The organism is uncultured Exiguobacterium sp. (assembly GCF_964277885.1).
In the GTDB taxonomy this organism is placed as follows: Bacteria; Bacillota; Bacilli; order Exiguobacteriales; family Exiguobacteriaceae; genus Exiguobacterium_A.
The window spans coordinates 393,816-418,791 of record NZ_CAXYJR010000005.1 but is presented as its reverse complement, the minus strand read 5'-3'; the positions used below and the strand labels follow the sequence as shown (position 1 = coordinate 418,791).

Genomic DNA, 24,976 nt, shown 5'->3' with positions numbered 1-24,976 from the left:
ATGGAACCTCAGAACTTACATTTTGGGATTACTGAATTGAAGATGCTTGACACAATTATTAAAGCTATAAACAAGCATTCCGAAGAATTTTCATCAAGAAAAGAATGGTTAAGTATTAACGAAGCGGCAAATTATGCTGGCGTATCTTATAATACATTCATTAAATTTAGAAGCTATGGGTTGAAAGTGTCCGAAATTGACGGAGTAAAAAGAGTTTCTAAAAAGACAATAGATAGCTTTCTAGAAAAATACTGTATCTAGTTTCTAAGAGAGGATTTTCTCACTATTCATATATATATTATGAATATGAGGATGCATCCTCTCTATTTATATCTTGCCCCCGCAAGGATATAGGAGGATAAACATGGCTAATAGAAACAAATCACCTATTAAACCCTATAAAAACAAATCTGGCCAAATATTCTATAAATTTCAGGTTTATCTAGGTATCGATGAACTCACAGGGAAAAATCGAAGTACTACACGAAGAGGTTTCAAAACAAAAAAGGAAGCTGAACTTGCCTTAAGTCGTATTAAAATTCAAGTTGCAGATGGAACTTATAGACAGAAAAAAATGGACACTTACCAAGAAGTATACGATTTGTGGATCACTCAATATGAGAGGACAGTTGAAGAAAGTACTTTTGTTAAAACAGTGGGTTATTTTAAAAATCATATTTTGCCTTCATTGGCCTCATACAGGATTGAAAAAATCACAATCGCCGTCTGTCAGAAACATTACAATGAATGGGCTGAGAAATTACAAAAAGCTCGTACAATAAAATCATATGCTCAAAAAGTTTTAGATTTTGCGATTGTAAATGATTTGATTCAAACTAATCCATTTACACACGTAGAAACAAAGATGAAGAAAAACTATAATCAATCAACTGACGATGAGAAAGAAAATTTTTATACTAAAGAAGAGTTAAATGTCTTTTTAGAATTGTGTAAAAACCAACTTGATTACAAGGCATATGCATTACTACGGTTAATATCTTACACAGGCATGCGAAAAAGTGAAGCCTTGGCTCTTACATGGGAAGATGTAGACTTTAACGAACAGAGTATAACTATTAGTAAAGCAATCGGACGAGGGAAAAACACTCAACTCTATCTAAAAACAACTAAAACTGGTAAGACAAGAGTAAACAAACTAGATTTAAAAACAGTAGAAATTTTAACTGAATGGAGACTTCTTCAAAAAGAAAAATATTTGACTCTAGGCATTACCACACAAGAAAAAAATCAACTAATCTTCAGCAATACTAAAAATGAATTCCTTCAACTTGTTCAGGTTCAAAAATGGATGTACAGTGTACAAAGTAAAAATAATCTCAAGAAAGTATCACCGCACGGGCTAAGACACACACATTGCTCTTTGCTATTTGAAGCGGGAGCAACAATTAAGGAAGTTCAAGATCGTTTAGGACATTCCGATGTGAAAACCACTTTAAATATCTATACTCATGTAACCAAAAAAGCAAAAGAAGGTGCTATAAAAAAGTTCGTTGATTATTTAGAAGACGCAACTCATTGACTAGAAATTGACTAGATTCCATTGAAACTATATGAAATCGTTTGAAAGAAAAAAAGTATCAAAACCCTGTGTTAAAAGGATTTTGATACTTAATGAAACTAGTTGCTACTAAAAAATGGAGACGGTGGGAGTCGAACCCACGTCCGAAGGCATCGTATACTTAAGCTTCTACGTGTGTAGTCAATTTATTGGGATCTCGTCGTCAGGCTGCCAATTGACAGGCGTCCGTCCGACCAGTCTGATTCCATCTCTTCTCTTTCCCTCCAGACGGAAGGGTCCAAGCGTAGCCTGTTTAAAGTGAGACCCTAGAAATCAGCCGACCAGGCGACGGCTGCTAGGATCCGCAGTTGCTATTACGCTGCTGCGAGTTGTGTGTTAGTTTTGCCAGTTATGGCTGGTGCGTTTTAACGAGGCCGACCCCTCGACACGCCACAGAAGACCGAACTACCCCCGTCGAATCCGTAACGTCCCCAAGATATAAAATTGGGGCTTTCCGAATACTAATATTCTAGCAGAAAAGTGTTACGGGTTCAATACTTTTGCTTATCGCGTAGTGCTCGCTCGATATCACGCTTCGCATCCTTCTTCTTCAGATCGTCGCGTTTATCGAATTTCTTCTTCCCGCGTCCAAGTCCGATCAAGCATTTTGCGTATCCGTTCTTGATGTAGACCTTGAGCGGTACGATCGTATAACCGTCCCGTGAGACCGCCCCAATTAAGTTTGCAATCTGTTTCTTGTGCAACAACAGCTTCCTTGGACGGAGTTGTTCATGGTTGTAGCGGTTCCCCTGTTCGAAGTGGGCGATGTTCGAGTTCCAGAGAATCGCCTCTCCCCCGTCGAACCGGACGAACGCGTCCCCGATGCTGATTTTTCCTTTACGGACCGATTTGATTTCCGTTCCCGTCAAGACGAGACCGGCTTCAATCGTATCCTCGATCGCATAATCGAACGAGGCCCGTTTGTTGTTCGCTAAGACTTTCGAATCTGTTCCCTTTGGCATGTTCGTTCACCACATTTCCGATGCGGAAGCGCTTATTTGCGCTTCCGTTTCTTATTCGAGACCGCTTTATGGAACGGCGGTTTATCTTTCTTATTCTTTAACGAGAATCCTTTTCCTTTGCTTTGGTCGCTCTTACCTGACCGTTTCTTGCCGCGACGATCGTCCTTCTTCTTATCATCGCGTTTTTGTCCCGGACGTCCGCCGCTTGAACGGATCGTCTTCGACTCGAACCGTTTCTTCGGTTGCCGCTCTGGCATCCCGACAACACTGAAGTCAATCGTCCGTTCATCGATGTTGACGTTCGTGACCTTGATTTCAACGACATCACCAATCCGGAACTGTTGCTTCGTCCGCTCACCGATTAGCTGATAGTTCGCTTCATCGTAACGGTAGAAGTCATCCGTCATCGCTTGAATGTGGACGAGTCCTTCGATCGTGTTCGGCAATTCGACGAACATCCCGAAGTTCGTCACACCACTGACGACACCTTCAAACGTCTCACCGATGTGTTGCTCCATATACTCGGCTTTCTTCAAGGCATTCGTTTCCCGCTCCGCATCTACCGCGCGACGCTCGCGTTTCGACGAATGGTCAGCGATTTCCGGTAAGATTTCCGAGTAACGGTCTTGCGTCTTTTGCGATTTGTCATTGTAGATGACATATTCACGCAACAGACGGTGAACCATTAAGTCTGGGTAACGACGGATCGGTGACGTGAAGTGCGTGTAGTAGTCCGTCGACAGACCGAAGTGGCCAATCGGTTCGATGTCGTATTTCGCTTGTTGGAGCGAACGGAGCATGACCGTACTGACGACGGCTTCTTCCGGCTCACCTTCGACGGCGTTGAGGATCGATTGCAACGTTTTCGGTGCAACTGACTCACCCTTGCGTTCGACGTTGATCCCGAAGTTACCGATGAACTTGAAGAACGTATCGAGACGTTCTGCTTTTGGCTCATCGTGGATCCGGTACATGAACGGCAGTTTTTGACGCTGGATGTGCTCGGCGACCGTTTCGTTCGCTGCGAGCATGAACTCTTCAATCAGCTTCTCGGCGACCGACCGTTCCCGAAGAATGATCTCGCTCGTCTTGCCTTCTTCGTTGACGAGGACCTTCGCTTCTGGGAAGTCGAAATTGATCGCTCCACGACGTGAGCGACGTTCGCGGAGGATTGCTGCGAGTTCCGCCATCTTGTCAAAGTACTCGACGAGATCTTGGTACTTCGCGATCACTTCTTCGTCTTCGCGTTCGATGATTTTTCGGACGTCCGTGTACGTCATCCGTTCCGTCGTCTTGATGACACTCTGGAAGATCTCATGGTTGACGACAGCACCGTTCGCATCGATTTCCATGATACAGCTGAGCGTCAGACGATCGACGTGCGGGTTGAGCGAGCAGATTCCGTTCGATAGACGGTGCGGAATCATCGGGATGACGCGGTCAACGAGATAAACACTCGTTCCGCGCTCACGCGCTTCTTCATCGAGTGCTGAATCTTCTTTGACGTAATGCGAGACGTCGGCGATGTGGACACCAAGCTCGAAGTTGCCGTTCGCTAACTTCTTGACGTGAACCGCATCATCGAGGTCTTTTGCGTCTGCCCCGTCAATCGTGACCGTCAATTCGTTCCGTAGATCAACGCGTCCGACTAAATCCTTCTCATCGATTTGATCCGGTACAGCATTCGCCTCAGCGATCGCTTCCGGTGAGAAGTCGACGTTGATGCCGTGCTTGTGGACGATCGATAAAATGTCGACGCCTGGGTCATTTTTGTGACCAATGATTTTCAAGACTTTTGCCGTTCCGGCGTAGCGACCATCGGGATACTTCGTGATCCGGGCAAGGACTTTATGGCCATCGACGGCACCGAGCGTATCATCGTTCGCGACGACCGGTAAGAACGTCAACTTCGTATCATCCGGTTCGATGTAGGCGATCGATTCGATCCGTCCTTTTGGACTGACGAACGTTCCGACGAAATCAGCTGGTCCGCGCGAGAGAATCTTAAGCAGTTTCCCTTCACGACGATCGCCGCCGTTTGACTCGGCAAACACTTTGACGAGGACACGGTCGCCGTTATAGACGTTCTTCAGTTCCGGTGCCGGTAAGAAGATGTCGCCTTCTGAACCGTCTTCCGGTGAGACGAAACCGAACCCGCGTTGGTGGACGGAAATCTTCCCTGCGACTTGACCGATTTGCGCAAGCGTTCCGTACTTGTTCGAGCGTGTCCGGGCGATCAACGCTTCGTCTTCCATCGCGTTTAGCGTCCGGATCAATTCCTTGAATGCTTCCGTATCCGCTAGTTCTAGTTTTTTCGTTAATTGATCAATCGACAACGGACGTTCTTCCGTCGTGATGACCGTTAGTATTCGTTCACGTAATTCCAACGTGACACCTCCAGTTACTTGCTCCAGTTCAATGACTCCAGGAAGTCCAAGATGTCAGAGTGGAGCTGGTCTTTTTCTTTGTCGAGCGTAATGACGTGACCTGAGTTCTCATACCAGATCAGCTCTTTTTGGAAGGCACTGACTCCATCATGGATGATGTTCGCGGAGTCGGTGTTGATCATGTGATCGTTGCGCGCTTGGACGACGAGCGTCGGTGCGTAGACGTCCTCAAGCGAATCGCGTGTCTCGCGCAGCAGTTCCTGTAAGTCCTTCAAGGTCGGCATCGGTTCGAAGGACGCCATCTCGTGGTCGATCTCTTCTTGCGATTTGCCTTCTCGCTTCTTGAATTCTCGTGCGTACTCGGTGACTCCTGCATACATGACTTCTTCACTTTTGATGTAGGCGGGTGCACACATCGGGATGACCGCTTTGACCGGACGGTTCATCGATAACTTCAACGACATGACACCACCGAGCGACAGTCCGCAAACGGCGATTTCGTCATAACCTTTGTCGACGAGTTCTTGATATCCGGCAAGGACATCCTGCCACCAGTCGGCTGGCCCGGTCTTCGTCAGCTCTTCGGGTGGGGCAGCGTGCCCTTTATATTGTGGTGCGAGGGACGTATAGCCCTGCTTCTGTAAATAGCGACCGAGGATGCGGACATCCGCGCTCGATCCCGTGAATCCGTGTAATAGTAAAACGGCACGTGGGCCGGCTTCGAAAAAGAATGGTTTCGGTAAAGTGATTTTCATAAAATGATTCCCCCTCTAACTCTATACCCCATATCCGGAAAAAATGAATATCGAGAAATACAAAAAACGACAGCGCGATCATACGGCTGTCGTTTCAATGCTCACTTATAAAAAGCGACGAGTAACGCCAAGATGAAGAGTAATGCCCCTAAGATAGACGCCACACGATTTAGGACCGCATCCAAGCCACGAGCTTTTTGGCGACCAAATAATTGTTCTGCTCCACCCGTCAATGCTCCGAGTCCGGTCGTACGACCTGACATCAATAGAACGACGATGATGAGAAGAACGGAAACGACGATGAGGCCGACAAGAGCCACGTTATGAATGATCATCGATGATCCTCCTTCAGTAATATACGCTTCTTTCATTATAGAGAAAAACGAGTACGGGAACAAGGAATAGATTTAGGAACTTTTTCCTGCCTGCTCCACCTGACGAAAAGAGACACCTGAATCGTCGACTCAGGTGTCTCGTCTCCTTATTGTTTGATCAATTCGAGATCGACTGGGATGTTCTTCTCGACTGTTTCACCTTTTAAGTGCTTGATTGCTGTCTCGACACCCATCTTCCCGATCTCAGTCGGTTTTTGAGCGATCGTTCCTGCCATTTTTCCGTCTTTGACAGCTTTGACGGCATCATCCGTCGCATCGAAGCCGATGACTTTAACATCATTCAGACCCGCTGCTTTTAATGCTTCAACCGCACCAAGTGCCATCTCATCATTGTGCGCGAAGACGGCTTTGATGTCTTTGTTGTTCTGGAGGATGTTCTCCATGACCGACAAACCTTTTGCTCGGTCGAAGTTTGCTGCTTGTTTTGCGACGACGTCAAGTTTACCGTCGACTGCTTCATGGAACCCTTTACCACGGTCACGAGTTGCGGATGCTCCTGGAATCCCTTCGAGTTCCACGACTTTTGCTTTATCACCGACGAGTTCAATCATGTACTCACCTGCTTGTTTCCCACCCGCGACGTTATCCGACGCGATGTGTGCGACGACGTCGCCTGCTTCTGCGTTCCGGTCAACTGTGATGACGGGGATGTTCGCATCGTTTGCTGTTTGGACGGCTGCACCGACTGCTGCTGAATCCGTTGGGTTGATCAAGATGAGATCGACCTTCTTTTGAACCATGTCTTCGATGTCGCTTGCTTGTTTTGCTGCATCGTCTTGTGCATCTGCGACTTGAAGCGTTGCGCCTTGTGCTTTTGCTTCTTTTTCTGCCCCTTCTTTTAACGAGACGAAGAATGGGTTGTTGAGGGTTGAAATCGAAAGACCAATCTTGAAGTCCTTCGTCTTCTTTTTCGTATCACCGTTACTGCTGCCCGGCTGTTCCGTCGAACAGGCGGCTGCGAAGACCATTAATGCCATCATGACGACTGCAAGTAGTTTTTTCATCTGTAGATCCTCCTTTTGGAATGTGGGTTACGCTGTTTGTTTCCGGTCCGCGAGTACCGCGAACAGGATGACTAAACCTTTGACGACGAGTTGGAAGAATGAGGAGACACCAAGCAAGTTGAGTCCATTGTTCAGTGTTCCGATGATTAAGGCACCAATCAAGGTACCGACAATCCAGCCACGACCACCTGACAGGCTCGTCCCACCAAGGACGACCGCTGCGATGGCGTCGAGTTCGTACGATGTCCCCGCCGTCGGCTGTGCCGAGTTCAGACGGGACGTCAGGATGATGCCGGCGAGTGCTGCCATCAAACCTGAGAGTGAGTAGATCATGATTTTGACTTTATTGACTTGAATCCCCATCAACTTCGCTGCTTCTTCGTTGCCACCGATCGCATACGTATAACGACCGAACGTCGTCTTCTTCAAGATAAAGTAGAGAACCGCGAAGGCGATCAACATCGTCAGGACCGGTACCGGGAAAATCCAGAAGTAACCGCGTCCGAACAATTCGAACCAGCCACCTTGGCTCAGACCAGTGATTGGTTTCCCGTCCGTATAGACGAGCGTCAATCCCCGGAAGATCGTCATCGTCGCAAGTGTCGCGATGAACGGTGCGACCTTCCCGAGTGAGATGACCATTCCGTTTAAGGCACCCATGACCGCTCCGACGATCAGACCAGCCAGAACAGCGATCAACGCTGATGTTCCGTCCGTCATCAGACCCGCGACGAAGGCGGACGAGAGGGCGAGAATCGAGCCGACCGATAAATCAATCCCACCTGTCAGAATGACGAACGTCATCCCGAAGGCAATCAAGGCATTGATCGAGACTTGCCGTAAGATGTTAAATAGATTATTTAATGTTAAAAAGTCCGGTTCCATGATCGAGACGACGAGGACGATCGCGAACAATCCTGCGAGTGGTCCAAGCTTTTGTCCGATCCCAAGACGTCTCGGTTTTGCTTCCGTTACCTTGCCTTGCATCAATTCCATATCATTGTCCTCCTGTCGCAAGTGTCATGATGCTTTCTTGCGTCGCTTCCTGTCGTGTCAACATGCCGCTCATCTTGCCTTCGCGCATGACGTAGACCCGATCGCTCATTCCGAGAATCTCCGGGAGATCCGAGCTGACCATGATGATCGCGACACCCGCCGCAGCGAGTTCGTTCATGATGAGGTAAATCTCTTTCTTCGCCCCGACGTCGACACCACGTGTCGGTTCGTCGAGGATCAAGACTTTCGGTTGTGTCCCGAGCCACTTCGCGAGGACGACCTTCTGTTGGTTCCCCCCGGAGAGTGACTTCGCCGGTTGGTCCATCGAGCTGTGGCGGACCGAGAGTGACTTCAAATACCCTTCCGCGAAATCGCGTTCTGCCTGATCCTTGATGACACCGGATCTCGATAACGAACGAATCGTTGGCAGCGAGATGTTCTCACGCAATGAAAAGTCGAGGAACAAGCCTTCGCCTTTGCGATCCTCGGTCAAAAAGCCGATGCCTTGGCGAATTGCGTCGTACGGTGTCTTGATTTTCAGTGACTGTCCGTTCAGTTCGATCGTTCCTTCTTTCAGGCGATCAACCCCGAACAATCCACGCATGACCTCCGTCCGCCCGGCACCCATCAAACCAGAGAAGCCGATGATTTCACCTGCTTTGACGGAGAACGAGACATCGTCGAACCGTTTTCCGCTCGCCTGTTTGACCTCAAGGACAGTTTCACCGATTGACACGTCACGATCCGGATACCGTTCGCCCATCTCACGACCGACCATCTCCCGGACGATCTGTTCGAACGATGTCTCGGGAATCGCGTGCGTCGAGACGGAGATTCCGTCCCGTAAGACGGTGATCCGGTCACAAAGCTCGAAGATTTCCTCCATCCGGTGCGAGATATAAACGATCGAGACACCTTGATTGCGAAGTGCCGTTGCGACGCTGAACAAGGCACGAATTTCCCGCTCTGTCAGGGCGGCTGTCGGTTCATCCATGATGATGACCTTCGCGTCCGTCATCAAAGCTTTTGCGATCTCAATCATCTGTTGCTGACCGACCGATAACGTCCGAGCGAGTTGATCAACGTCCATGAATACATTTAATTCAGCGAGTTCACGTTCCGCCTGCCGCTTCATCTCTCCTTGCTTGAGAATCCCGAAGCGTGACTTCAACTCCCGTCCGAGGAACAGGTTCTCCGTCACCGTTAAATCCGGGAGGATGTTCAGCTCCTGGTGGATGAAGGCAATCCCCGCCTCTTCGGCAAGTTTCGGATTCTTATATTCGACGTCCTGTCCATCAACGCGGATCGTGCCTGCGTCTGCTTTATGGACACCGGTCAAAATCTTCATCAGCGTCGATTTCCCGGCACCGTTCTCTCCCATCAAGGCATGGATCTCACCCGCAGCGAGTTCAAAGTCGACACCTTTGAGGACGGGAACAGGCCCGAATGCTTTTTTGATACCTGTCATCTCGATACGCATCGCATGACCCCCTTAAAAGATTACGCCGGAATGGAAGATGACATTTGCGTACGGTGTCGCTTCTCCGGTCCGGATGATGACCTTCGCCTGCTGTGTCTGTTTCTTGAATTCCTCGTGCGAAACGAACGTCGTCTCGATCTGCATGGCTTCGAGTTGCTCGAGGACATCCGGATTCGCTTCCTTGATCTCTGTTGCCAGTGTCAATTGTTCAATCGCCATGTCACCAGCGACGACACGGACGACGTCGAGGAATGACGGTGTGCCGAGTTCCAGTGCTAAATCGATTCGGGCGACCCCGTCTGGAATCGGTAAGCCGCAATCGGCGATGACGATCGTATCAGTATGACCGAGATCGGTCAGGACTTTACTGATATGACTGTTTAAGATACCGTGCTTCTTCATGCGTCTCCCTCCATCTGTTCCCGTGTCGGCATGCCGCCTTGAGCGCCGAGTGCACGGATGGATAAGCCGGCTGCCCGGTTCGCAAAACGAATTGCCTCGACGAGCGGTTGTCCTTCCGTTAACGCAACGGCTAAGGCACCGTTGAACGTATCCCCTGCTCCTGTCGTATCAACGACGGTCGTCTCGATTGCGGGAATCGTCACGATCGACTCACCGTCGTAGAAGCGTGCCCCGCGACTGCCTTCGGTCACGATCAATTTATTCGGATATTCCATCAACCAATGTTCGATTGGCTGGTCTTGTCCGAAGACCAAGCCACATTCATGTTCGTTTGGCGTTAAGTACGTGACGTGTTCAATCAATTCTGGACTGAGTGACATCGCCGGTGCTGGATTCAAGACGACTGGAATACCGGCTGCATGTGCTTCGCGAGCAACGGTCTCAACCGTTTCGATCGGAATCTCGAGCTGAAGTAAGATAATTTCACTGTCTGCTAGAATCGGTGCGAGTGTATCATCCGCAAATTGGACATGTTGATTGGCAGACTGAACGACGACGATCGAGTTGTCGCCTTCAGCGAGCGTGATGTGTGCTGTGCCCGTCCGATCACCTTCAATCGTTTGCAAGTGCGTCGTCTGCACCCCTTGCGTCTTGAAGTTTTCGCGGATTGCTTCGCCGTTCGCGTCACTGCCAACGCAACCGATCATTTCGACCGTACTGCCGAGACGCGCGACTGCGACCGCTTGGTTCGCACCCTTTCCGCCCGGTACGGTATGAAAGGCATCCCCGATGACCGTTTCGCCTGCACCTGGACGGCGTTTACTTTCGACGACGAGATCCATCGAGATACTACCGATGACACTGATTTGTTTCATGCTTCCTCATCCTTCCGTTTCGTCGTTTCCCGTTCGATAATCTCAACCGTCAACTCATGATGGACGGCGGCAATCGGTGTGCCTTCAATCCGTTGAATCAAGAGTTTCGCCGCTAGTTCTCCCATTTGATAGATTGGCTGCGCAATCGTCGTCAACGGTGGTGAAATCATTTGTCCGAGTTCGATGCCGTCATAGCCGATTACTTGTAGCTCGTCCGGAATCGTAATTCCGCGTTCCGCAGCGACCTGCACCGTTGCTGCGGCGATGACATCACTCGCAGCAAAGATCCCGTTGCAATGATAGTGATCAAACAGATAGTTCGCGGCATCAAGCGCCCCTTGAAAGTGGAACGGTGACTCGATGCTTGCAACGAGATGCGTTCCAGCAATCTCTTCGAAGCCATCCCGTCGTTTCTTGATCGTCGGGAGTTTCGAAGGACCGCTGATGACAGCGAGCTCCGTCGCACCAGATGCAAGTAAAAATGATGCTGCCTTCTTCCCACCTTCGTATCCGTTTGAGGTCACCGTCGGAATCGCTCCTTGTAACACACGGTCTAACGCTACGACCGGCACTTCGAGTTCTTCATAGTTCGGATTGTTCGAGTAGTTCGTCGTGATGATCAATCCGTCGACATGCATCGCCTCGAGTGACTTGATATATTCGCGTTCTTTCTGAAACTGTTCGTCTGTGTTACACAAAATGACCTGAAAACCATGTTGATGTGCCATATCTTCCACAGCCCGTGCGAGTTGTGGGAAGAACGGGTTCGTGATGTCTGGAACGATCAATCCGATCAGTCCGGACCGTTTTTGGAACAACGATCGCGCGACCCGGTTTGGTCGATAATCCAACTGTTTGATTGCCTGAAGCACCGCCTTACGCGATTTCTCACTGACATAACCCTTTTCGTTCATGACGCGTGAGACCGTCGCAACGGAGACATGTGCCGCTTTCGCTACTTCCCGGATGGTCGACATGTTTCGCCACCTCTTTCTTTTGATAACGCTTACAAGAATCATCATATTGTGTAACCGGTTACACATCAATCTTTTTTCTTTAAAATATATTTTATTTTTTTCGAGTTTTTGGATTGAACCATAAAAAAGAAGCCTGACACGGCGTCAGACTTACGATCATTCCGTATGATCATGCACTTGAACACTCTGAATCATGTCTTAAATAAAGACGATCAGCGAGAGACCAATCAGAATATTAATGAATCCTAGCCCATCCGTCGCTTTCGTATACAACGACGGTTTATCTTTTTTAACGCTATCGTTTAGAAACATCAATGTCACAGCAATAACGGTCGTGATGCCGAGTGGCGCATTGAGAAAACTATCTGAGTACGTAAAAAAGTTATTCGTAATGTAGGCACTGTTTAAGACGGACAATCCAAACAGTATTTTATGCATGCAAGTCACTCCTATAATCACCAGGATCTTACGAAACCGACTACTATCTAATTTCGCTTCTCCTTCATTATAGAATATTCTTCCAGTTACTCTTCCTTACACTATTGAAAGAAAGTAATTGGATGCATACGCAAATACACCGCAAGACAGCGTCACGCCAGCTTACGGTGTATTGATAGATAGCACTAGACGATTGATTTTCAGAGAAGACGGAGACTCCTGCGGGAATAGCGGAATAGGTAAGACCCCGCAGGAGCACACGCGACGAGGAGGCTTGCCTTCCGCCCGCGGAAAGCGACGTCTTGGACGGAAATCAATGAACAATCGGAGTCTAGCTGACAAGTCTTTCATCTTTTTGCTTTCCCGGTTCTTTTTCGCTCCACGAACAAACGCCGAATCAAAGCAACAACGAACGCAACGATTGCCAGCGGCTCAAACAAATAAATCAATAGGAACGTGACATCAATGACGGCATCCTCCGGATTATAACGGATGATATAGAGCGCACCGGGTAAGATGGCAATCAGTCCACCAATTCCGAGTACCGTTCCAAAAATCAGACTCTGACGCGAAAACCGGCTCGTGATTTGATACAAACCGATGAATAGTATGAGTTCCGTAAAATAGATGAGGCGCAACGGGATGTCACCAATCGACGTATCAAGCCCTAAAAACAAAAACTGAAATAGCATGTCGATTCCCCCTTCCCTCTAGTTCTACCCCGAACAGCGTCCTCGTAATGCTTGATTTCCAGTTTCCCTGCATATCCTCGCTTCAATTAGGGAATAGCTAGAGAGTTACAGTCACATACAGAGAGTTGGGATCGGATGAAAGAAGAACACTCGATGAAGGTCGTCAGTTGTCTGAATGATTATTTCGAACGTCATCAGCAGCCCCTTCAGGTCGATCTCTTACGAGGTCTACCACCGATCGTGCTATTGTTGCGCGATGACGCGAAACGTGCCTTTCCGAAGGAAGCGAACTTGCACGATGAACTGTTACAAGACATCAAACGTTTGATTCAGGAATGTTTGGATCCCGATACACTGCGCGAATTGGGAATCGACGTCGATCTCCCGGACTTTTTCGTGACCCGTGCACCGCTTCATTCTGCCCATCATTATCTCGTTACATTCATCGAAGACTGACTTCATGTTAAAAGCAGCTATTTCTTCTTTCACAAAACATGTGAATCAAGAGATTACTGCTTTTTTTAGGGATAATAAAAAACCGATAGCGCCAAAGCACTACCGGTTTTGCTTCCCTTCACGTATGGTAAAGACGACTTAATTCTCAACCTCAAGAATCGCTTCGATTTCAGCTTCTACTTCTTTGTTGACCATTTGCGAACGTTTTTTACGTAATTCGAGATCCATCTCCTGATCGATGAACTGATTCGTATGCTTGTCAAAGCAATCAAAGCAGATCGGATAGAAGTCTTTGGCTTCTTTGTTCAGAGAATTGAATTCCCACGTGTCGAGTTCCAAGTAACTGACTTGGTTGTTCGTTTCAGTTCCACAGATTTCACACTTCATCTTCATTCCCCCTTACGCGTCAATCTTCGCTTTTTCGAGTTGGCGTTCTTGACGTTCCTTGATACGCTTCAAACGTCCATGATACTTCATGATGTTCGCTTGAGATTGTTTCGCTTCGTCAGTTGTCGGTTCTAAATCAGCGATGCCCCAGAATTTGACGACGACGTCTAATACTTGGTCGAAGTATTGGAGTGGTCCATAGTTCGTATCAACAGCAATCGTCTTCATCCGTTCCGTGAAGTCAGGCATGACAGCACCTGGCATCGAGAAGTTGATGATGACGTCTTCGAAGAAGACGATGAAGTTCGGATCAAGCTCTAGGTGTGCTTTGACCGTGTCACGATAGAACGCATAATGCAGTGCTTCGTCTTTCGCTAGACGACGGAGTAGCGTTGCTAAGTCTTTGTCGTGTGCTCCTGCGATTTTCGCAACGTTGTTATAGAAGACGAGTGTCGCTAACTCTTGCAGTGACGTATATGCCATTGTCGCTAACGGGTTCGTGAAGTCCGGGAACCAGCCGTTTTCAACGACGCGTCTTCTTAATTGATGAAGTCGCGTTGGATTGACGTTTCGCGTGACGAGTAAATACGTCTCGAGTAAGTTCGAGTGCTGATCTTCTTCTGCTGTCCATGTCCGGACGAAGTCATTGATGACTTCCATCGAGTTCTTGAATGTATAGTCTAAGTGCGACGTGTACCACGGTAGGTTGACTTCTGTCAGTAATGCCGTCTCGATTGCGACGATGACACCTTCCGGAAGCGTGACTTGGCTTTCGTCCCAAGGAACGCGTTTGAACGACATCGCCTTATCCCACGGGATGAACTCGTGGTAGCTCCAGTCGATGTTGGCTGAACGCTCCTTGTGTAGTCGATATAACTCTTGAATGCGTGGTTCTAAACGGATATCTAAATCTGAATTTAACATGATCGTATCTCCTTTAGACGTATTTGTCATCTTCATCGAGCAAGATGTAATTAATGCCTATAACTATTTAATTTGCACTTATTTATGAGTATAACATTTTAGTCATCTACTAGGATGAATCAATTTTTTGACAGTTCAGTATAGTTTTAATGACAAAAGCGACTTTTTGGTTTGACATTGCTTGATATACAAAAAACCTCCTATCCGTGTGTACGTATCACACGAATAGGAGGTTTTCCTTATAGCTTGTTCAAACGATCAACCTGAAATTACTTCTTGAGGTTGTAGAATGATTTGATTCCGTCGTAGACAGCAACGTCTGAAAGCATGTCTTCGATGCGGAGAAGTTGGTTGTATTTCGCGATACGGTCTGTACGTGAAAGTGAACCAGTTTTGATTTGACCAGCGTTTGTCGCAACAGCGATGTCAGCGATCGTTGAATCTTCAGTTTCACCAGAACGGTGAGAAACGACAGCTGTGTAACCAGCTTTTTTAGCCATTTCGATTGCGTCGAATGTTTCAGTCAACGTACCGATTTGGTTAACTTTGATGAGGATCGAGTTCGCGATGCCTTTTTCGATACCTTCAGCAAGTTTCTCAGTGTTTGTTACGAACAAGTCATCCCCAACGAGTTGGACTTTGTGTCCGATACGATCTGTAAGAAGTTTGTGACCATCCCAGTCGTTTTCGTCACAGCCATCTTCGATTGAGATGATTGGGTATTTGTCGACGAGTTGTGCGTAGAATTCAACAAGCTCTTCTGTTGAGAGGACTTTGCCTTCGCCAGCGAGGTTGTATTTTCCAGCTGCCTTATCGTAGAACTCAGAAGAAGCGACGTCCATTGCAAGGTAAACATCTTCGCCTGCTTTGTAGCCAGCTTTTTCGATTGCTTCAAGGATAACTGTGATTGCTTCTTCGTTTGATTTCAAGTTTGGAGCGAATCCACCCTCGTCACCAACTGCTGTGTTAAGACCCATTCCGCTAAGAACTGATTTCAACGCGTGGAAGATTTCAGCACCCATACGAAGTGCTTCTTTGAATGTTGGAGCACCGACAGGCATGATCATGAACTCTTGGAAGTCCACGTTGTTGTCTGCGTGTGATCCACCGTTGATGATGTTCATCATTGGTGTTGGTAATGTTTTCGCGTTGAATCCACCGAGGTATGTGTAAAGTGGAAGACCAAGCTCATCAGCAGCAGCACGTGCAGCAGCCATAGAAACACCAAGGATTGCGTTAGCGCCGAAGTTACCTTTGTTTTTCGTACCGTCGAGATCGATCATCTTTTTGTCGATTCCAGCTTGGTCGAAGACATCGTAACCGATGATTTCTGGTGCGATTTTTTCGTTGACGTTGTCAACAGCTTTCAAAACACCTTTTCCGAGGTAACGTGCTTTATCGCCATCACGGAGTTCGACTGCTTCGTGCTCACCAGTTGATGCACCTGATGGTACGAGTGCGCGACCGAAACCGCCATCTTCTGTATAAACTTCTACTTCTACTGTTGGGTTACCGCGTGAATCAAGAATCTCGCGTGCGTAAATCTCTGTAATCATTGACATTTAAATTCGCTCCTTTTGTGTGTAAGAAATATGTGGTATAGCTACTTCGATCGACGGGATTATTTCTTCAATACGATCGATTTACCAGTCATCTCTGCTGGTTGGTCCGCTCCGAGGAGATCAAGGACCGTTGGTGCGAGGTCAGCGAGTGCACCTGTGAGTGGTTCAAGGAGTTCGACGTCCTCGACCGTCACGATACATGGAACCGGTTCTGTCGTATGCGCCGTCATCTTACTGCCGTCCGCATTGAGGACTTTATCCGCGTTCCCGTGGTCAGCCGTGATGACTGCCGCGCCGCCTTTGCTGAGAATCAAGTCAACGACTTTCCCAAGACACTCATCGACAGCTTCGATCGCCTTTTTCGTCGGCTCGAGCATACCCGAGTGACCGACCATATCCGGGTTTGCGAAGTTGAGGATGATAGCGTCGTGTTTGTCCGAGTTGATTGCGTCGACGAGCGCGTCTGTGACTTCATAGACGCTCATCTCCGGTTTCAAGTCGTATGTCGCGACTTTTGGTGAAGGGATCAAGATCCGATCTTCCCCTTCGTATGGTTCTTCACGTTGTCCGTTGAAGAAGAACGTGACGTGCGGATACTTTTCCGTTTCCGCGATGCGTAGCTGTTTGAGACCTTGTTTTGACAATGTCTCACCAAGCGTATTTTTGATGTCTTCAGGCGGGAAGACGATATCCGTATCAATCGCATCCGAGTACTTCGTCATTGAGACGAGTAGCAGGTTCTTCGGTGCGTTGTCCGGAATTTCGAATCCGTCGAAGCCACCTTTTTCTTTGTAGACTTTCGAAAGCTGAATCGCACGGTCAGGACGGTAGTTGAAGAACACGATCGCATCGTTATCGTGGATCGGTGCGACTGGCGTACCGTCTTCCTGCACGACAACAGTTGGTTCGATGAACTCATCCGTTACGTCTTGTTTGTACGAAGCTTCAACCATGCCGATTGGATCCTTCGTCGTTGGACCTTCACCGAACGTGATGACGTCATAGACTTTCTTGACGCGTTCCCAACGGTTATCGCGATCCATCGCATAGTAGCGACCAGAGATACTCGCGAATTGTCCAACATTCAATTCATCCATCTTCGCTTGCGCGTCACGGAGGAAACCAGCGCCCGATTGTGGGTCGCAGTCACGACCGTCCGTGAAAGCATGGAGGTAGACTTTTTCGATTTCGTGAAGTTTCGCGAATTCGAGCACCGCATATAAGTGGTTGATGTGACTGTGGATTCCACCGTCAGAGACCAAACCGAAGATATGAAGCGCTGAACCGTATTTCTTCACGTGACCTGCCGCATCGTTCATCGCTTGACGCGAGAAGAACGAGCGATCCTTGATTGCGTTGTTGATTCGGGATAGCGATTGATAGACGACGCGACCTGCACCGATGTTGAGGTGACCCACTTCTGAGTTCCCCATTTGACCTTCAGGCAAACCGACGTATTCGCCTTTCGCATTCAACAACGTATGCGGGTATTGACCCCAGTAACGGTCGAAGTTCGGTTTGTTTGCCGCCGTAACGGCATTTCCGAACTCCTCGTCACGCATACCAAAACCATCAAGGATGATCAGTGCGACTGGACGTTTTTTCATTTAAATCGCCTCCAACAGTTTGAGGAACGATCCTGTCTCAAGACTTGCACCGCCGACGAGCGCGCCGTCGATGTCTGGTTGAGCCATATATTCTTTGATGTTTTCCGGTTTGACGCTACCACCGTATTGGATGCGGACAGCTTCTGCTGCTTCAGCACCGAATTCAGCTGCAACGACGTCGCGGACGAATTTACAAGAATCTTGTGCATCTTGTTCTGTCGCTGATTTACCTGTTCCGATTGCCCAGACAGGCTCGTATGCGACGACGAGATTTTTCACTTGGTCGACAGTAAGACCTTTGAGGCTGTTTGCTGTCTGTTCGCGGATGACGCCTTCGAACTTGCCGCCTTCACGCTCTTCCAGTGTTTCACCTACACAAACGATTGGAACGAGACCGTGCTCGAACGCTTTTTTCGCTTTGCTGTTGATGAACGCATCTGTTTCGCCGAAGTACTCACGACGCTCAGAGTGACCGAGGATGACGTATGTCACGTCGAGTTCTTTGAGCATGAGCGGGCTGATTTCACCAGTGAACGCACCGCTCTCTTTGTCGTACATGTTTTGAGCACCGATCTTAAGATCCGTACCAGCTGCTGCTTCTGTCAAGTGTGCCAAGAATACTGCTGGCGCACAGACGGCTGCGTCGACTGTCGTCGAAGCAGGTACAGCTCCTTTGACTTCCTCAACGAATGCGACTGCATCCTTGAGCGTCAGATTCATCTTCCAGTTACCTGCGATAATTGGTTTACGCATTGAGAAACACTCCCTTGTGAACTTAGATTACTTGTCGTTTAGCGCTTCGACACCAGGAAGAGCTTTCCCTTCCATGAATTCGAGACTTGCTCCACCACCTGTAGAGATGTGGCTCATTTTGTCAGCAAGACCGAATTTCTCTGCCGCAGCAGCTGAGTCGCCACCGCCGATGATTGAGTACGCATCGCTGTCCGCAAGAGCTTGCGCGACACCTTTTGTACCGTTTGCGTATTTATCGAGTTCGAATACGCCCATCGGTCCGTTCCAGACGACGAGTTTCGAGTTCTTGATTGCCTCTGCATAGAGTTCAACCGTTTTTGGACCGATATCAAGTGACATGTGATCGGCTGGGATCTCTGTGATGTCACGTGGTCCGACATATGTTTCTTCTCCGAATTCCTTCGTGATGACGCAGTCGATTGGCATGAGGAACTTAACGCCTTTTTCTTCTGCTTTCTTCATGAATTCCTTCGCTTGGTCGATTTTGTCGACCTCAAGAAGTGAAGTACCGACTTCGATACCACGAGCTGTGAGGAACGTGTACGATAAGCCGCCACCGATGATCAACGTATCGACGATGTCGAGTAAGTGATCGATGACACCGATTTTGTCCGCTACTTTCGAACCACCGATGATTGCCGTGAACGGGCGATCTGGGTTAGAAAGAGCTTTACCGAGAACTTGAAGTTCTTTTTCGATAAGAAGACCGGCAACTGCTGTGTCGACATGATGTGCGATACCTTCTGTCGATGCGTGTGCACGGTGTGCTGCGCCGAACGCGTCGTTGACGAAGACGTCAGCGAGTTTCGCGAATCCTTTAGCGAGCTCTTCGTCGTTTTTCGTTTCACCAGGGTAGAAGCGGACGTTCTCTAAGACGACGACATCGCCGTTTTCGAGTTTGCTGACTGCTTCTTCTGCAACTGGACCGTATGCTTCTTCAACGAGCTTGATGTCTTTACCAAGCAATTCGCTGAGGCGTGCTACGACTGGTGCAAGTGAGAACTCAGGGTTCTTTTCGCCTTTTGGACGACCCATGTGGCTAGCGAGAATGACTTTTGCTCCGCCGTCGATCAAGTGCTTGATCGTTGGGAGTGCAGCACGGATCCGTGTGTCATCCGTGATTTTACCGTCTTCCAACGGTACGTTGAAATCCACGCGTGTAAATACGCGTTTTCCTTGTACATCGATGTCGCGAATCGATTTCTTATTCATACATTCGTCCTCCGTCTCTTACGTATAGTGAGGGGCGAATGCCCCTCCCGCTTTTTTCCGCAATAAGAGCGGAGACTAATATCGTTTCCGCTCTTATTCAATTGCTATTTAATTGCTCGAATTACTTAGCGATTTCTGCGAAGTGTTTGAGTGTACGAACGAGTTGGCTAGTGTAAGACATTTCGTTGTCATACCAAGCAACTGTTTTAACGAGTTGTTTGTCGCCGACTGTCATGACTTTAGTTTGTGTTGCATCGAAGAGTGATCCGTAAGAGATACCAACGATGTCAGAAGAAACGATTTCGTCTTCAGTGTAACCGTAAGACTCGTTAGCAGCTGCTTTCATTGCTGCGTTGATTTCTTCTACAGAAACTTTTTTGTCGAGTACAGTTACGAGCTCAGTGAGTGAACCTGTAGCGACTGGTACACGTTGTGCAGATCCGTCAAGTTTACCTTGAAGTTCTGGAAGAACGAGGCCGATTGCTTTTGCAGCACCAGTTGAGTTTGGAACGATGTTTGCTGCTGCCGCACGTGCACGACGGAAGTCACCTTTAGGGTGTGGAGCGTCGAGTGTGTTTTGGTCACCAGTGTAAGCGTGGATCGTAGTCATGAGACCTTCAACGATTCCGAACTGATCTTGGAGAACTTTAGCCATTGGCGCGAGACAGTTAGTAGTACATGAAGCACCAGAGATAACTGTTTCAGTTCCGTCAAGGATTTCGTGGTTTGTGTTGAAGACGACTGTTTTCATGTCGCCAGTTGCAGGTGCAGAGATAACGACTTTTTTAGCGCCAGCTTTTAAGTGAAGCTCAGCTTTTTCTTTGTCTGTGAAGAAACCAGTACATTCGAGAACGATGTCAACACCGAGCTCGCCCCATGGGAGTTCTTCTGGGTTGCGGTTAGCAAGTGTTTTGATTTCTTTACCGTTGACGAGGAAGTAACCGTCGTGTACTTCAACTTCGCCGTCGAAACGACCTTGAGTCGTATCATATTTGAGAAGGTGTGCAAGCATTTTAGTGTCTGTAAGGTCGTTGATCGCGACTACTTCGATTCCATCGAATTGAAGAATTTGACGAAGTGCCAAACGTCCGATACGTCCAAATCCGTTAATACCAACTTTTACTGCCATGATAATTTTCCTCCTTTTAATGTAAAGCGAGTTATCTATTATTCAAAAGGGGGTTACCCTTTCAAAATCGAAGCTGCTGCGCCTTCATCCGTAATTAGGATGATGTCTGGCGACTGTTTGACATAGGCGTTGATCGCTTCTGCCTTCGAATGACCACCTGCGACGACGATGACGTGTTCGACTTGCTTCAAGTCATCCAGTTGAAGACCAACCGTCTTGACCCGGTGCACGATGTTCCCGTCTCGGTCGAAGTAATATCCGAATGCTTCCGCTACTGCCTGTTCATGTTCCAGTCGGGTCAGGAGATCCTCAGACGCGCGACGACGTTTTGCCATCGTTTTCGCCTCACCAATTCCATGTACCACGATTGAAGCACCTTTAATCATTTGAAGCACATTTTTTATGCTCGGCTCTTCGATCATCTTGACGAACGTCTCTGTACTGACCATGTCCGGGATGTGAAGCAGATGATAATCACTTTGAGCGCGTGATGCCATCCGTGAGCATACTGTGTTCGCTTGTAATTCGAGCGTTTCTCCCAGTCCTCCGCGTGCCGGAACGAACGTCATTGGACGGTGTTCCTTGTCTGGCGACATCATCGCCGCGACGGATGCCATCGTCGTACCGCCTGTGACAGCGATCGTATTGTGATGGTCTGAAGAAAGCTCTCGTTTGAGTCGTGCGACGGTCGCCCGCCCCATGTCTCGTTGTACCCAGAAGGTTTCATCGGAATCACCCGGTACGATGACAACGTCCCGTACTCCAAGTCTCTCTTTTAAGGCTTTCGCCATGTCTGAGATCCCTGCGAGTTCTCCCATGATGCTGTGCATGCTGCGAAGAACGTTTCGTCCTTCATCCGTCAAGGACATCCCTTGCGTCGCGACCTCTAAGAGGTCTTGCTGCTTCAAGAAGTCGACTTCCCGCCGTAAGACGCGTTCCGTCAAGCCAAGGCTTGTCGCAAGCGTACGTCGTCCGATCGGTTGCATCAGTCGTACGTAATGAAGGATGTCGTAGCGTGTCTGCATTTCTTCGATCAGATCAGGCACGATTCGTTTTTGGATCTGGACTAACTGCCGAATCATGTATTTCCCTCTCCTCTCAAGTAGCTGGACGCTTTCTGTCCCGCATGTCATAACGTGTCCCACTTGGTACACCGTTATCATAACAGTCCATTTCTCGCCTTGCAAGTCTCGTTTCTCAAGTTTTTTGAAGTAAGCGGTTTCTTATCGTTTCCGTCTCGAATTTGCCATAACTCCAGATTTCCTCGTCATGCATGACGACCGGAATCTCATATAAGAACCGTAGACTGAGCGCTTCATCCTGATCAATGTTGACTTCCTCGAACGTCCATTCCGGAAACTCATCGAGTACGAAGTCGAGTAAGATGGCGGCCTCTTCACATAGCGTACATCCCGGACGTGAATAGAGTGTTAAGTGTCTGTGTCGTTTTAATCCCATTCTGATTGCGCCTTCCTTTGCTGCATCGTTTTTTTCGTTAAACCAAGCGCTGCCCGGTACTTCGCGACCGTCCGCCGTGCGACTGTCAGACCGTCTGCTTGCAGCCGATCCGTCAATTGCTGATCACTTAACGGACGATCGCTATGTTGAATGTATTCGGCGATCCGCCGTTTAATCAAAAAACTCGAATCTCCGCTTGTCGTCCGTGAGACGAACAAGTCTTCTAAAGCAACGAGACCATGGACCGTCTCGACGTACTTCGCAGCAATCGCTCGACCAATCGTTGACGGATGATGTCCCGTCGCCTCAGCGACTTGTTTTTTCGTCAATGGCTCAAGATACAGTTCACCTTTGAACCAGCGTTCTTGTCGCTTAATCAAGACCGAGAGGATGGCATGCATCGTAACGCGACGTCGTTCGTACGCGCGCAAAAAAGGCGTTGCCTCTTTTAGTTCGAGCCACGTCTGATCCGTATCGAGTGTCATCCAGTCGATCTGAAGTTTTCCATCTAACAGGTGAATCCGTGCTTCTGCCATGACCGGTCGTTCTTCTTTAGGAAGATCCGGTGTCCGGCTCAGCCGCGTCAATCGTTTTCGCAACCGCGCTCGATCCTTTTCACTGAACTGAGCGAACACCTGACTCGCGGGTTCATGTCGCAACCGATTCGTCAGTCCGATCAATTCCGTGTCGTCTAGCTCGACTGCCTGTAACCATTGGCACTCGCGTTCCGAGCGGGCAGCGATGCCGACTGGTTCACATTGTTGTAAGAGTGTCCGTGCTTCTGTAATCGTTGCGACATCGGTCGAGAAGGATGCAGCGAGCTGCTCGTCCGATGTCCGCAATAAACCGTCCGCTTCTAAATACACGATGAGTTGTTCCGCCATATATCCTATTTCCTGTCTGACTGATTCTAAACGTATTTGTGCAAGAAGCTCGTCTTCATAGGATGCCAAATGTCCTGCCATCTGCTCGACCTCTAGCGAAACCTGATTCGGGTAATGACGATGCAACCGTCGTTTCAACCGTCGCCATTCCTCCTCGAGCTCAGCTGCTGGTTGCTCAAGTATATGTAACTGATACTGTTGTGACGCCGATAACGTCATCTGTTGCGTCTGTTCCTGGCGTTGATCCATCGATTCCCCTCCTCCTCTTCTTATTATAGAAGAAACGTTTTAAAAAACGTGCTCTGAGCCTCTTTTAAGTCGCTAAGGAAAAGAAAAGTCATGCTTCCCTATTGCTTTCCTGAAAAAATGTCGCTATACTATTAATTGTTCAGTACATTAGATGCACCCGTAGCTCAGGGGATAGAGCACTGGTTTCCGGTACCAGGTGTCGGGAGTTCGAATCTCTCCGGGTGTACCATTTATTCAACTTCAAGGCAATGCCAGCAATGGCATTGCCTTTTTTCTATATTGATATGTTTCATTTGCCCCGGTAATGGAAAAATACCTAAAAGTCGCATCGTATCTTTTGACCAATATTGACCAAAGGATTATGATAAGAATAAGTCGAATAGGAAGCTACATACCAACTATAAGGAGGCAAAGACTATGTTAATTCCAACAGTCATCGAACAAACAAACCGCGGGGAACGTGCTTACGATATCTACTCACGTTTGCTAAAAGACCGCATCATTCTTCTCGGGAGCGCGATTGACGACAACGTCGCCAACTCAGTCGTTGCCCAACTTCTGTTCTTAGCAGCAGAAGATCCAGATAAGGAAATCTCGCTTTACATCAACAGCCCAGGTGGTTCGATCACTGCCGGTATGGCAATTTACGATACAATGAACTTCATCAAGCCACAAGTCTCAACGATTTGTATCGGTATGGCAGCATCGATGGGTGCGTTCTTGCTCCAAGCAGGCGCAAAAGGAAAACGTTTCGCGTTACCAAACGCTGAAATCATGATCCACCAACCACTCGGCGGTACACAAGGTCAAGCATCAGATATTAAAATCCATGCGGAGCGTATCATCAAAATGCGTGAGCACCTCAACAAAATCATGGCTGAAAACACAGGACAACCACTTGAAGTGATCGAACGCGATACAGAGCGTGACAACTTCATGTCAGCACAAGCTGCTGCTGATTACGGTCTCATCGACCGCGTCATGGAACGTGCATAATTCATTTAAAGTGTCTCCTTCGGGAGGCACTTTTTTTGTATTTGTAGGAAAGCGAACTCTTCTCTATTCATCTGTACATAACAAAAAAAACCTCCCGTTCCTTGTAGAACGAGAGGTCGATGATCAGTCGATCAAGTCTGTGATATCTGAAACGATGTCGTGGTTTTCACGAATCAGCGAGTAGATCGCGTTCGCATGTGGCGAAAGCTCTTCTTCTGCTTGTAATTGTTTCAGGAATAAAGATGTTGCGAACGCAACGAGCGTGCTTTTCGGTACACCGATTGATTTTGCTTTTTTCGTTAATACTTCGTCAAACTTCGCATCGACTGTCAGCGAAATACGTTTCTTTTCGTTAGCCATTTCAAAAACTCCTTAATTCGAACATTTAGTTGCATCGACTATATATTATAGTAGACT

At 48.1% G+C, this 24,976-nt stretch carries 26 protein-coding genes, 1 tRNA gene, 1 other RNA gene and 1 pseudogene; 5 read left to right on the top strand and 24 right to left on the bottom strand.

Features of this window, described 5'->3' with window-relative positions:
* Both ACHWTJ_RS03820 and ACHWTJ_RS03815 read left to right on the top strand, forming a co-directional pair.
* The gene (locus tag ACHWTJ_RS03820) at positions 1-261 is read left to right on the top strand and encodes a DNA-binding protein (protein WP_394679141.1); all 261 of its coding nucleotides are present in this window, start codon (positions 1-3) and stop codon (positions 259-261) included.
* Positions 262-364: 103 nt separating this feature from the next.
* Complete coding sequence (locus ACHWTJ_RS03815) at positions 365-1,540, top strand: tyrosine-type recombinase/integrase (protein WP_394679140.1); 1,176 nt, start codon at positions 365-367, stop codon at positions 1,538-1,540.
* Positions 1,541-1,653: 113 nt separating this feature from the next.
* On the opposite strand, the gene ssrA is transcribed toward ACHWTJ_RS03815, so the two are convergent.
* The 13 genes from ssrA to ACHWTJ_RS03750 all read right to left on the bottom strand — a co-directional run bounded on the left by ssrA (position 1,654) and on the right by ACHWTJ_RS03750 (position 12,942).
* Positions 1,654-2,012, bottom strand: a transfer-messenger RNA (tmRNA) gene (gene ssrA / locus ACHWTJ_RS03810).
* A gap of 58 nt (positions 2,013-2,070) precedes the next feature.
* Positions 2,071-2,541: an SsrA-binding protein SmpB gene (smpB, locus tag ACHWTJ_RS03805; protein ID WP_023469198.1), complete on the bottom strand. Its 471-nt coding sequence runs from the start codon at positions 2,539-2,541 to the stop codon at positions 2,071-2,073.
* A 32-nt stretch (positions 2,542-2,573) separates the two neighbouring features.
* Entirely contained in the window at positions 2,574-4,928 is a 2,355-nt protein-coding gene (gene rnr / locus ACHWTJ_RS03800; RefSeq protein ID WP_023469199.1) for a ribonuclease R, read from the bottom strand.
* Positions 4,929-4,942: 14 nt separating this feature from the next.
* Positions 4,943-5,683, bottom strand: a complete 741-nt coding sequence (locus tag ACHWTJ_RS03795; protein ID WP_023469200.1) for a carboxylesterase — start codon at positions 5,681-5,683, stop codon at positions 4,943-4,945.
* A gap of 101 nt (positions 5,684-5,784) precedes the next feature.
* A complete protein-coding gene (gene secG, locus ACHWTJ_RS03790; RefSeq protein ID WP_023469201.1) occupies positions 5,785-6,018 on the bottom strand; it encodes a preprotein translocase subunit SecG in 234 nt (77 codons plus the stop codon).
* Between the two features lie 146 nt (positions 6,019-6,164).
* Positions 6,165-7,082 carry a ribose ABC transporter substrate-binding protein RbsB gene (gene rbsB / locus ACHWTJ_RS03785; protein WP_394679139.1) on the bottom strand — a complete coding sequence of 306 codons (918 nt, stop codon included), beginning with the start codon at positions 7,080-7,082 and terminating at the stop codon, positions 6,165-6,167.
* A 27-nt stretch (positions 7,083-7,109) separates the two neighbouring features.
* A complete protein-coding gene (rbsC, locus tag ACHWTJ_RS03780) occupies positions 7,110-8,078 on the bottom strand; it encodes a ribose ABC transporter permease (RefSeq protein WP_394679138.1) in 969 nt (322 codons plus the stop codon).
* Between the two features lies 1 nt (position 8,079).
* The gene (locus ACHWTJ_RS03775) at positions 8,080-9,558 is read right to left on the bottom strand and encodes a sugar ABC transporter ATP-binding protein (RefSeq protein WP_294745131.1); all 1,479 of its coding nucleotides are present in this window, start codon (positions 9,556-9,558) and stop codon (positions 8,080-8,082) included.
* A 12-nt stretch (positions 9,559-9,570) separates the two neighbouring features.
* The gene (rbsD, locus tag ACHWTJ_RS03770; RefSeq protein WP_214807627.1) at positions 9,571-9,960 is read right to left on the bottom strand and encodes a D-ribose pyranase; all 390 of its coding nucleotides are present in this window, start codon (positions 9,958-9,960) and stop codon (positions 9,571-9,573) included.
* The gene (gene rbsK, locus ACHWTJ_RS03765) at positions 9,957-10,835 is read right to left on the bottom strand and encodes a ribokinase (RefSeq protein ID WP_394679137.1); all 879 of its coding nucleotides are present in this window, start codon (positions 10,833-10,835) and stop codon (positions 9,957-9,959) included. The genes rbsD and rbsK overlap by 4 nt, the downstream gene beginning before the upstream one ends.
* The gene (locus ACHWTJ_RS03760; protein WP_035396314.1) at positions 10,832-11,812 is read right to left on the bottom strand and encodes a LacI family DNA-binding transcriptional regulator; all 981 of its coding nucleotides are present in this window, start codon (positions 11,810-11,812) and stop codon (positions 10,832-10,834) included. The genes rbsK and ACHWTJ_RS03760 overlap by 4 nt, the downstream gene beginning before the upstream one ends.
* 198 nt (positions 11,813-12,010) lie before the next feature.
* Positions 12,011-12,250, bottom strand: coding sequence for a hypothetical protein (locus ACHWTJ_RS03755; protein ID WP_195864538.1), 240 nt, complete (start codon positions 12,248-12,250; stop codon positions 12,011-12,013).
* A gap of 347 nt (positions 12,251-12,597) precedes the next feature.
* Complete coding sequence (locus ACHWTJ_RS03750) at positions 12,598-12,942, bottom strand: hypothetical protein (protein WP_394679136.1); 345 nt, start codon at positions 12,940-12,942, stop codon at positions 12,598-12,600.
* A 135-nt stretch (positions 12,943-13,077) separates the two neighbouring features.
* On the opposite strand from ACHWTJ_RS03750, the gene ACHWTJ_RS03745 reads away from it, so the two are divergent.
* The gene (locus ACHWTJ_RS03745) at positions 13,078-13,398 is read left to right on the top strand and encodes a hypothetical protein (RefSeq protein WP_035409954.1); all 321 of its coding nucleotides are present in this window, start codon (positions 13,078-13,080) and stop codon (positions 13,396-13,398) included.
* 138 nt (positions 13,399-13,536) lie between these two features.
* Here ACHWTJ_RS03745 and ACHWTJ_RS03740 read toward each other — a convergent pair whose 3' ends face one another.
* From ACHWTJ_RS03740 to ACHWTJ_RS03695, 10 genes are all read right to left on the bottom strand, one after another.
* Complete coding sequence (locus tag ACHWTJ_RS03740; protein ID WP_230088506.1) at positions 13,537-13,785, bottom strand: hypothetical protein; 249 nt, start codon at positions 13,783-13,785, stop codon at positions 13,537-13,539.
* 12 nt (positions 13,786-13,797) lie between these two features.
* On the bottom strand, positions 13,798-14,709 hold the full coding sequence (locus ACHWTJ_RS03735; RefSeq protein WP_035396308.1) for an acyl-ACP desaturase: 912 nt from the start codon (positions 14,707-14,709) through the stop codon (positions 13,798-13,800).
* A 269-nt stretch (positions 14,710-14,978) separates the two neighbouring features.
* The gene (eno, locus tag ACHWTJ_RS03730; protein WP_087681330.1) at positions 14,979-16,271 is read right to left on the bottom strand and encodes a phosphopyruvate hydratase; all 1,293 of its coding nucleotides are present in this window, start codon (positions 16,269-16,271) and stop codon (positions 14,979-14,981) included.
* 59 nt (positions 16,272-16,330) lie between these two features.
* Entirely contained in the window at positions 16,331-17,878 is a 1,548-nt protein-coding gene (gpmI, locus tag ACHWTJ_RS03725) for a 2,3-bisphosphoglycerate-independent phosphoglycerate mutase (protein ID WP_035396306.1), read from the bottom strand.
* Complete coding sequence (gene tpiA, locus ACHWTJ_RS03720) at positions 17,879-18,631, bottom strand: triose-phosphate isomerase (RefSeq protein ID WP_394679135.1); 753 nt, start codon at positions 18,629-18,631, stop codon at positions 17,879-17,881. It abuts the gene before it with no gap.
* 27 nt (positions 18,632-18,658) lie between these two features.
* Positions 18,659-19,843: a phosphoglycerate kinase gene (locus tag ACHWTJ_RS03715; protein WP_035396304.1), complete on the bottom strand. Its 1,185-nt coding sequence runs from the start codon at positions 19,841-19,843 to the stop codon at positions 18,659-18,661.
* Between the two features lie 121 nt (positions 19,844-19,964).
* Positions 19,965-20,972 (bottom strand): type I glyceraldehyde-3-phosphate dehydrogenase, encoded by a 1,008-nt coding sequence (gene gap, locus ACHWTJ_RS03710; protein WP_035409970.1) that lies wholly within the window; start codon positions 20,970-20,972, stop codon positions 19,965-19,967.
* A 53-nt stretch (positions 20,973-21,025) separates the two neighbouring features.
* The gene (locus ACHWTJ_RS03705; RefSeq protein WP_238240119.1) at positions 21,026-22,051 is read right to left on the bottom strand and encodes a sugar-binding transcriptional regulator; all 1,026 of its coding nucleotides are present in this window, start codon (positions 22,049-22,051) and stop codon (positions 21,026-21,028) included.
* A gap of 118 nt (positions 22,052-22,169) precedes the next feature.
* Positions 22,170-22,430, bottom strand: coding sequence for a glutaredoxin family protein (locus ACHWTJ_RS03700; RefSeq protein ID WP_023469219.1), 261 nt, complete (start codon positions 22,428-22,430; stop codon positions 22,170-22,172).
* Positions 22,421-23,563 carry an RNA polymerase subunit sigma-54 gene (locus tag ACHWTJ_RS03695; RefSeq protein ID WP_394679134.1) on the bottom strand — a complete coding sequence of 381 codons (1,143 nt, stop codon included), beginning with the start codon at positions 23,561-23,563 and terminating at the stop codon, positions 22,421-22,423. Before ACHWTJ_RS03695 ends, ACHWTJ_RS03700 begins: the two co-directional genes overlap by 10 nt.
* Before the next feature lie 153 nt (positions 23,564-23,716).
* Here ACHWTJ_RS03695 and ACHWTJ_RS03690 point away from each other — a divergent pair.
* Together ACHWTJ_RS03690 and clpP are read left to right on the top strand one after the other, a co-directional pair.
* Positions 23,717-23,792, top strand: a tRNA-Arg gene (locus ACHWTJ_RS03690).
* 182 nt (positions 23,793-23,974) lie between these two features.
* Positions 23,975-24,559 (top strand): annotated as a pseudogene (clpP, locus tag ACHWTJ_RS03685) (ATP-dependent Clp endopeptidase proteolytic subunit ClpP); the annotation flags it as partial.
* Between the two features lie 123 nt (positions 24,560-24,682).
* On the opposite strand, the gene ACHWTJ_RS03680 reads toward clpP, so the two are convergent.
* On the bottom strand, positions 24,683-24,919 hold the full coding sequence (locus tag ACHWTJ_RS03680) for a hypothetical protein (protein ID WP_023469221.1): 237 nt from the start codon (positions 24,917-24,919) through the stop codon (positions 24,683-24,685).
* Positions 24,920-24,976: the final 57 nt, after the last annotated feature.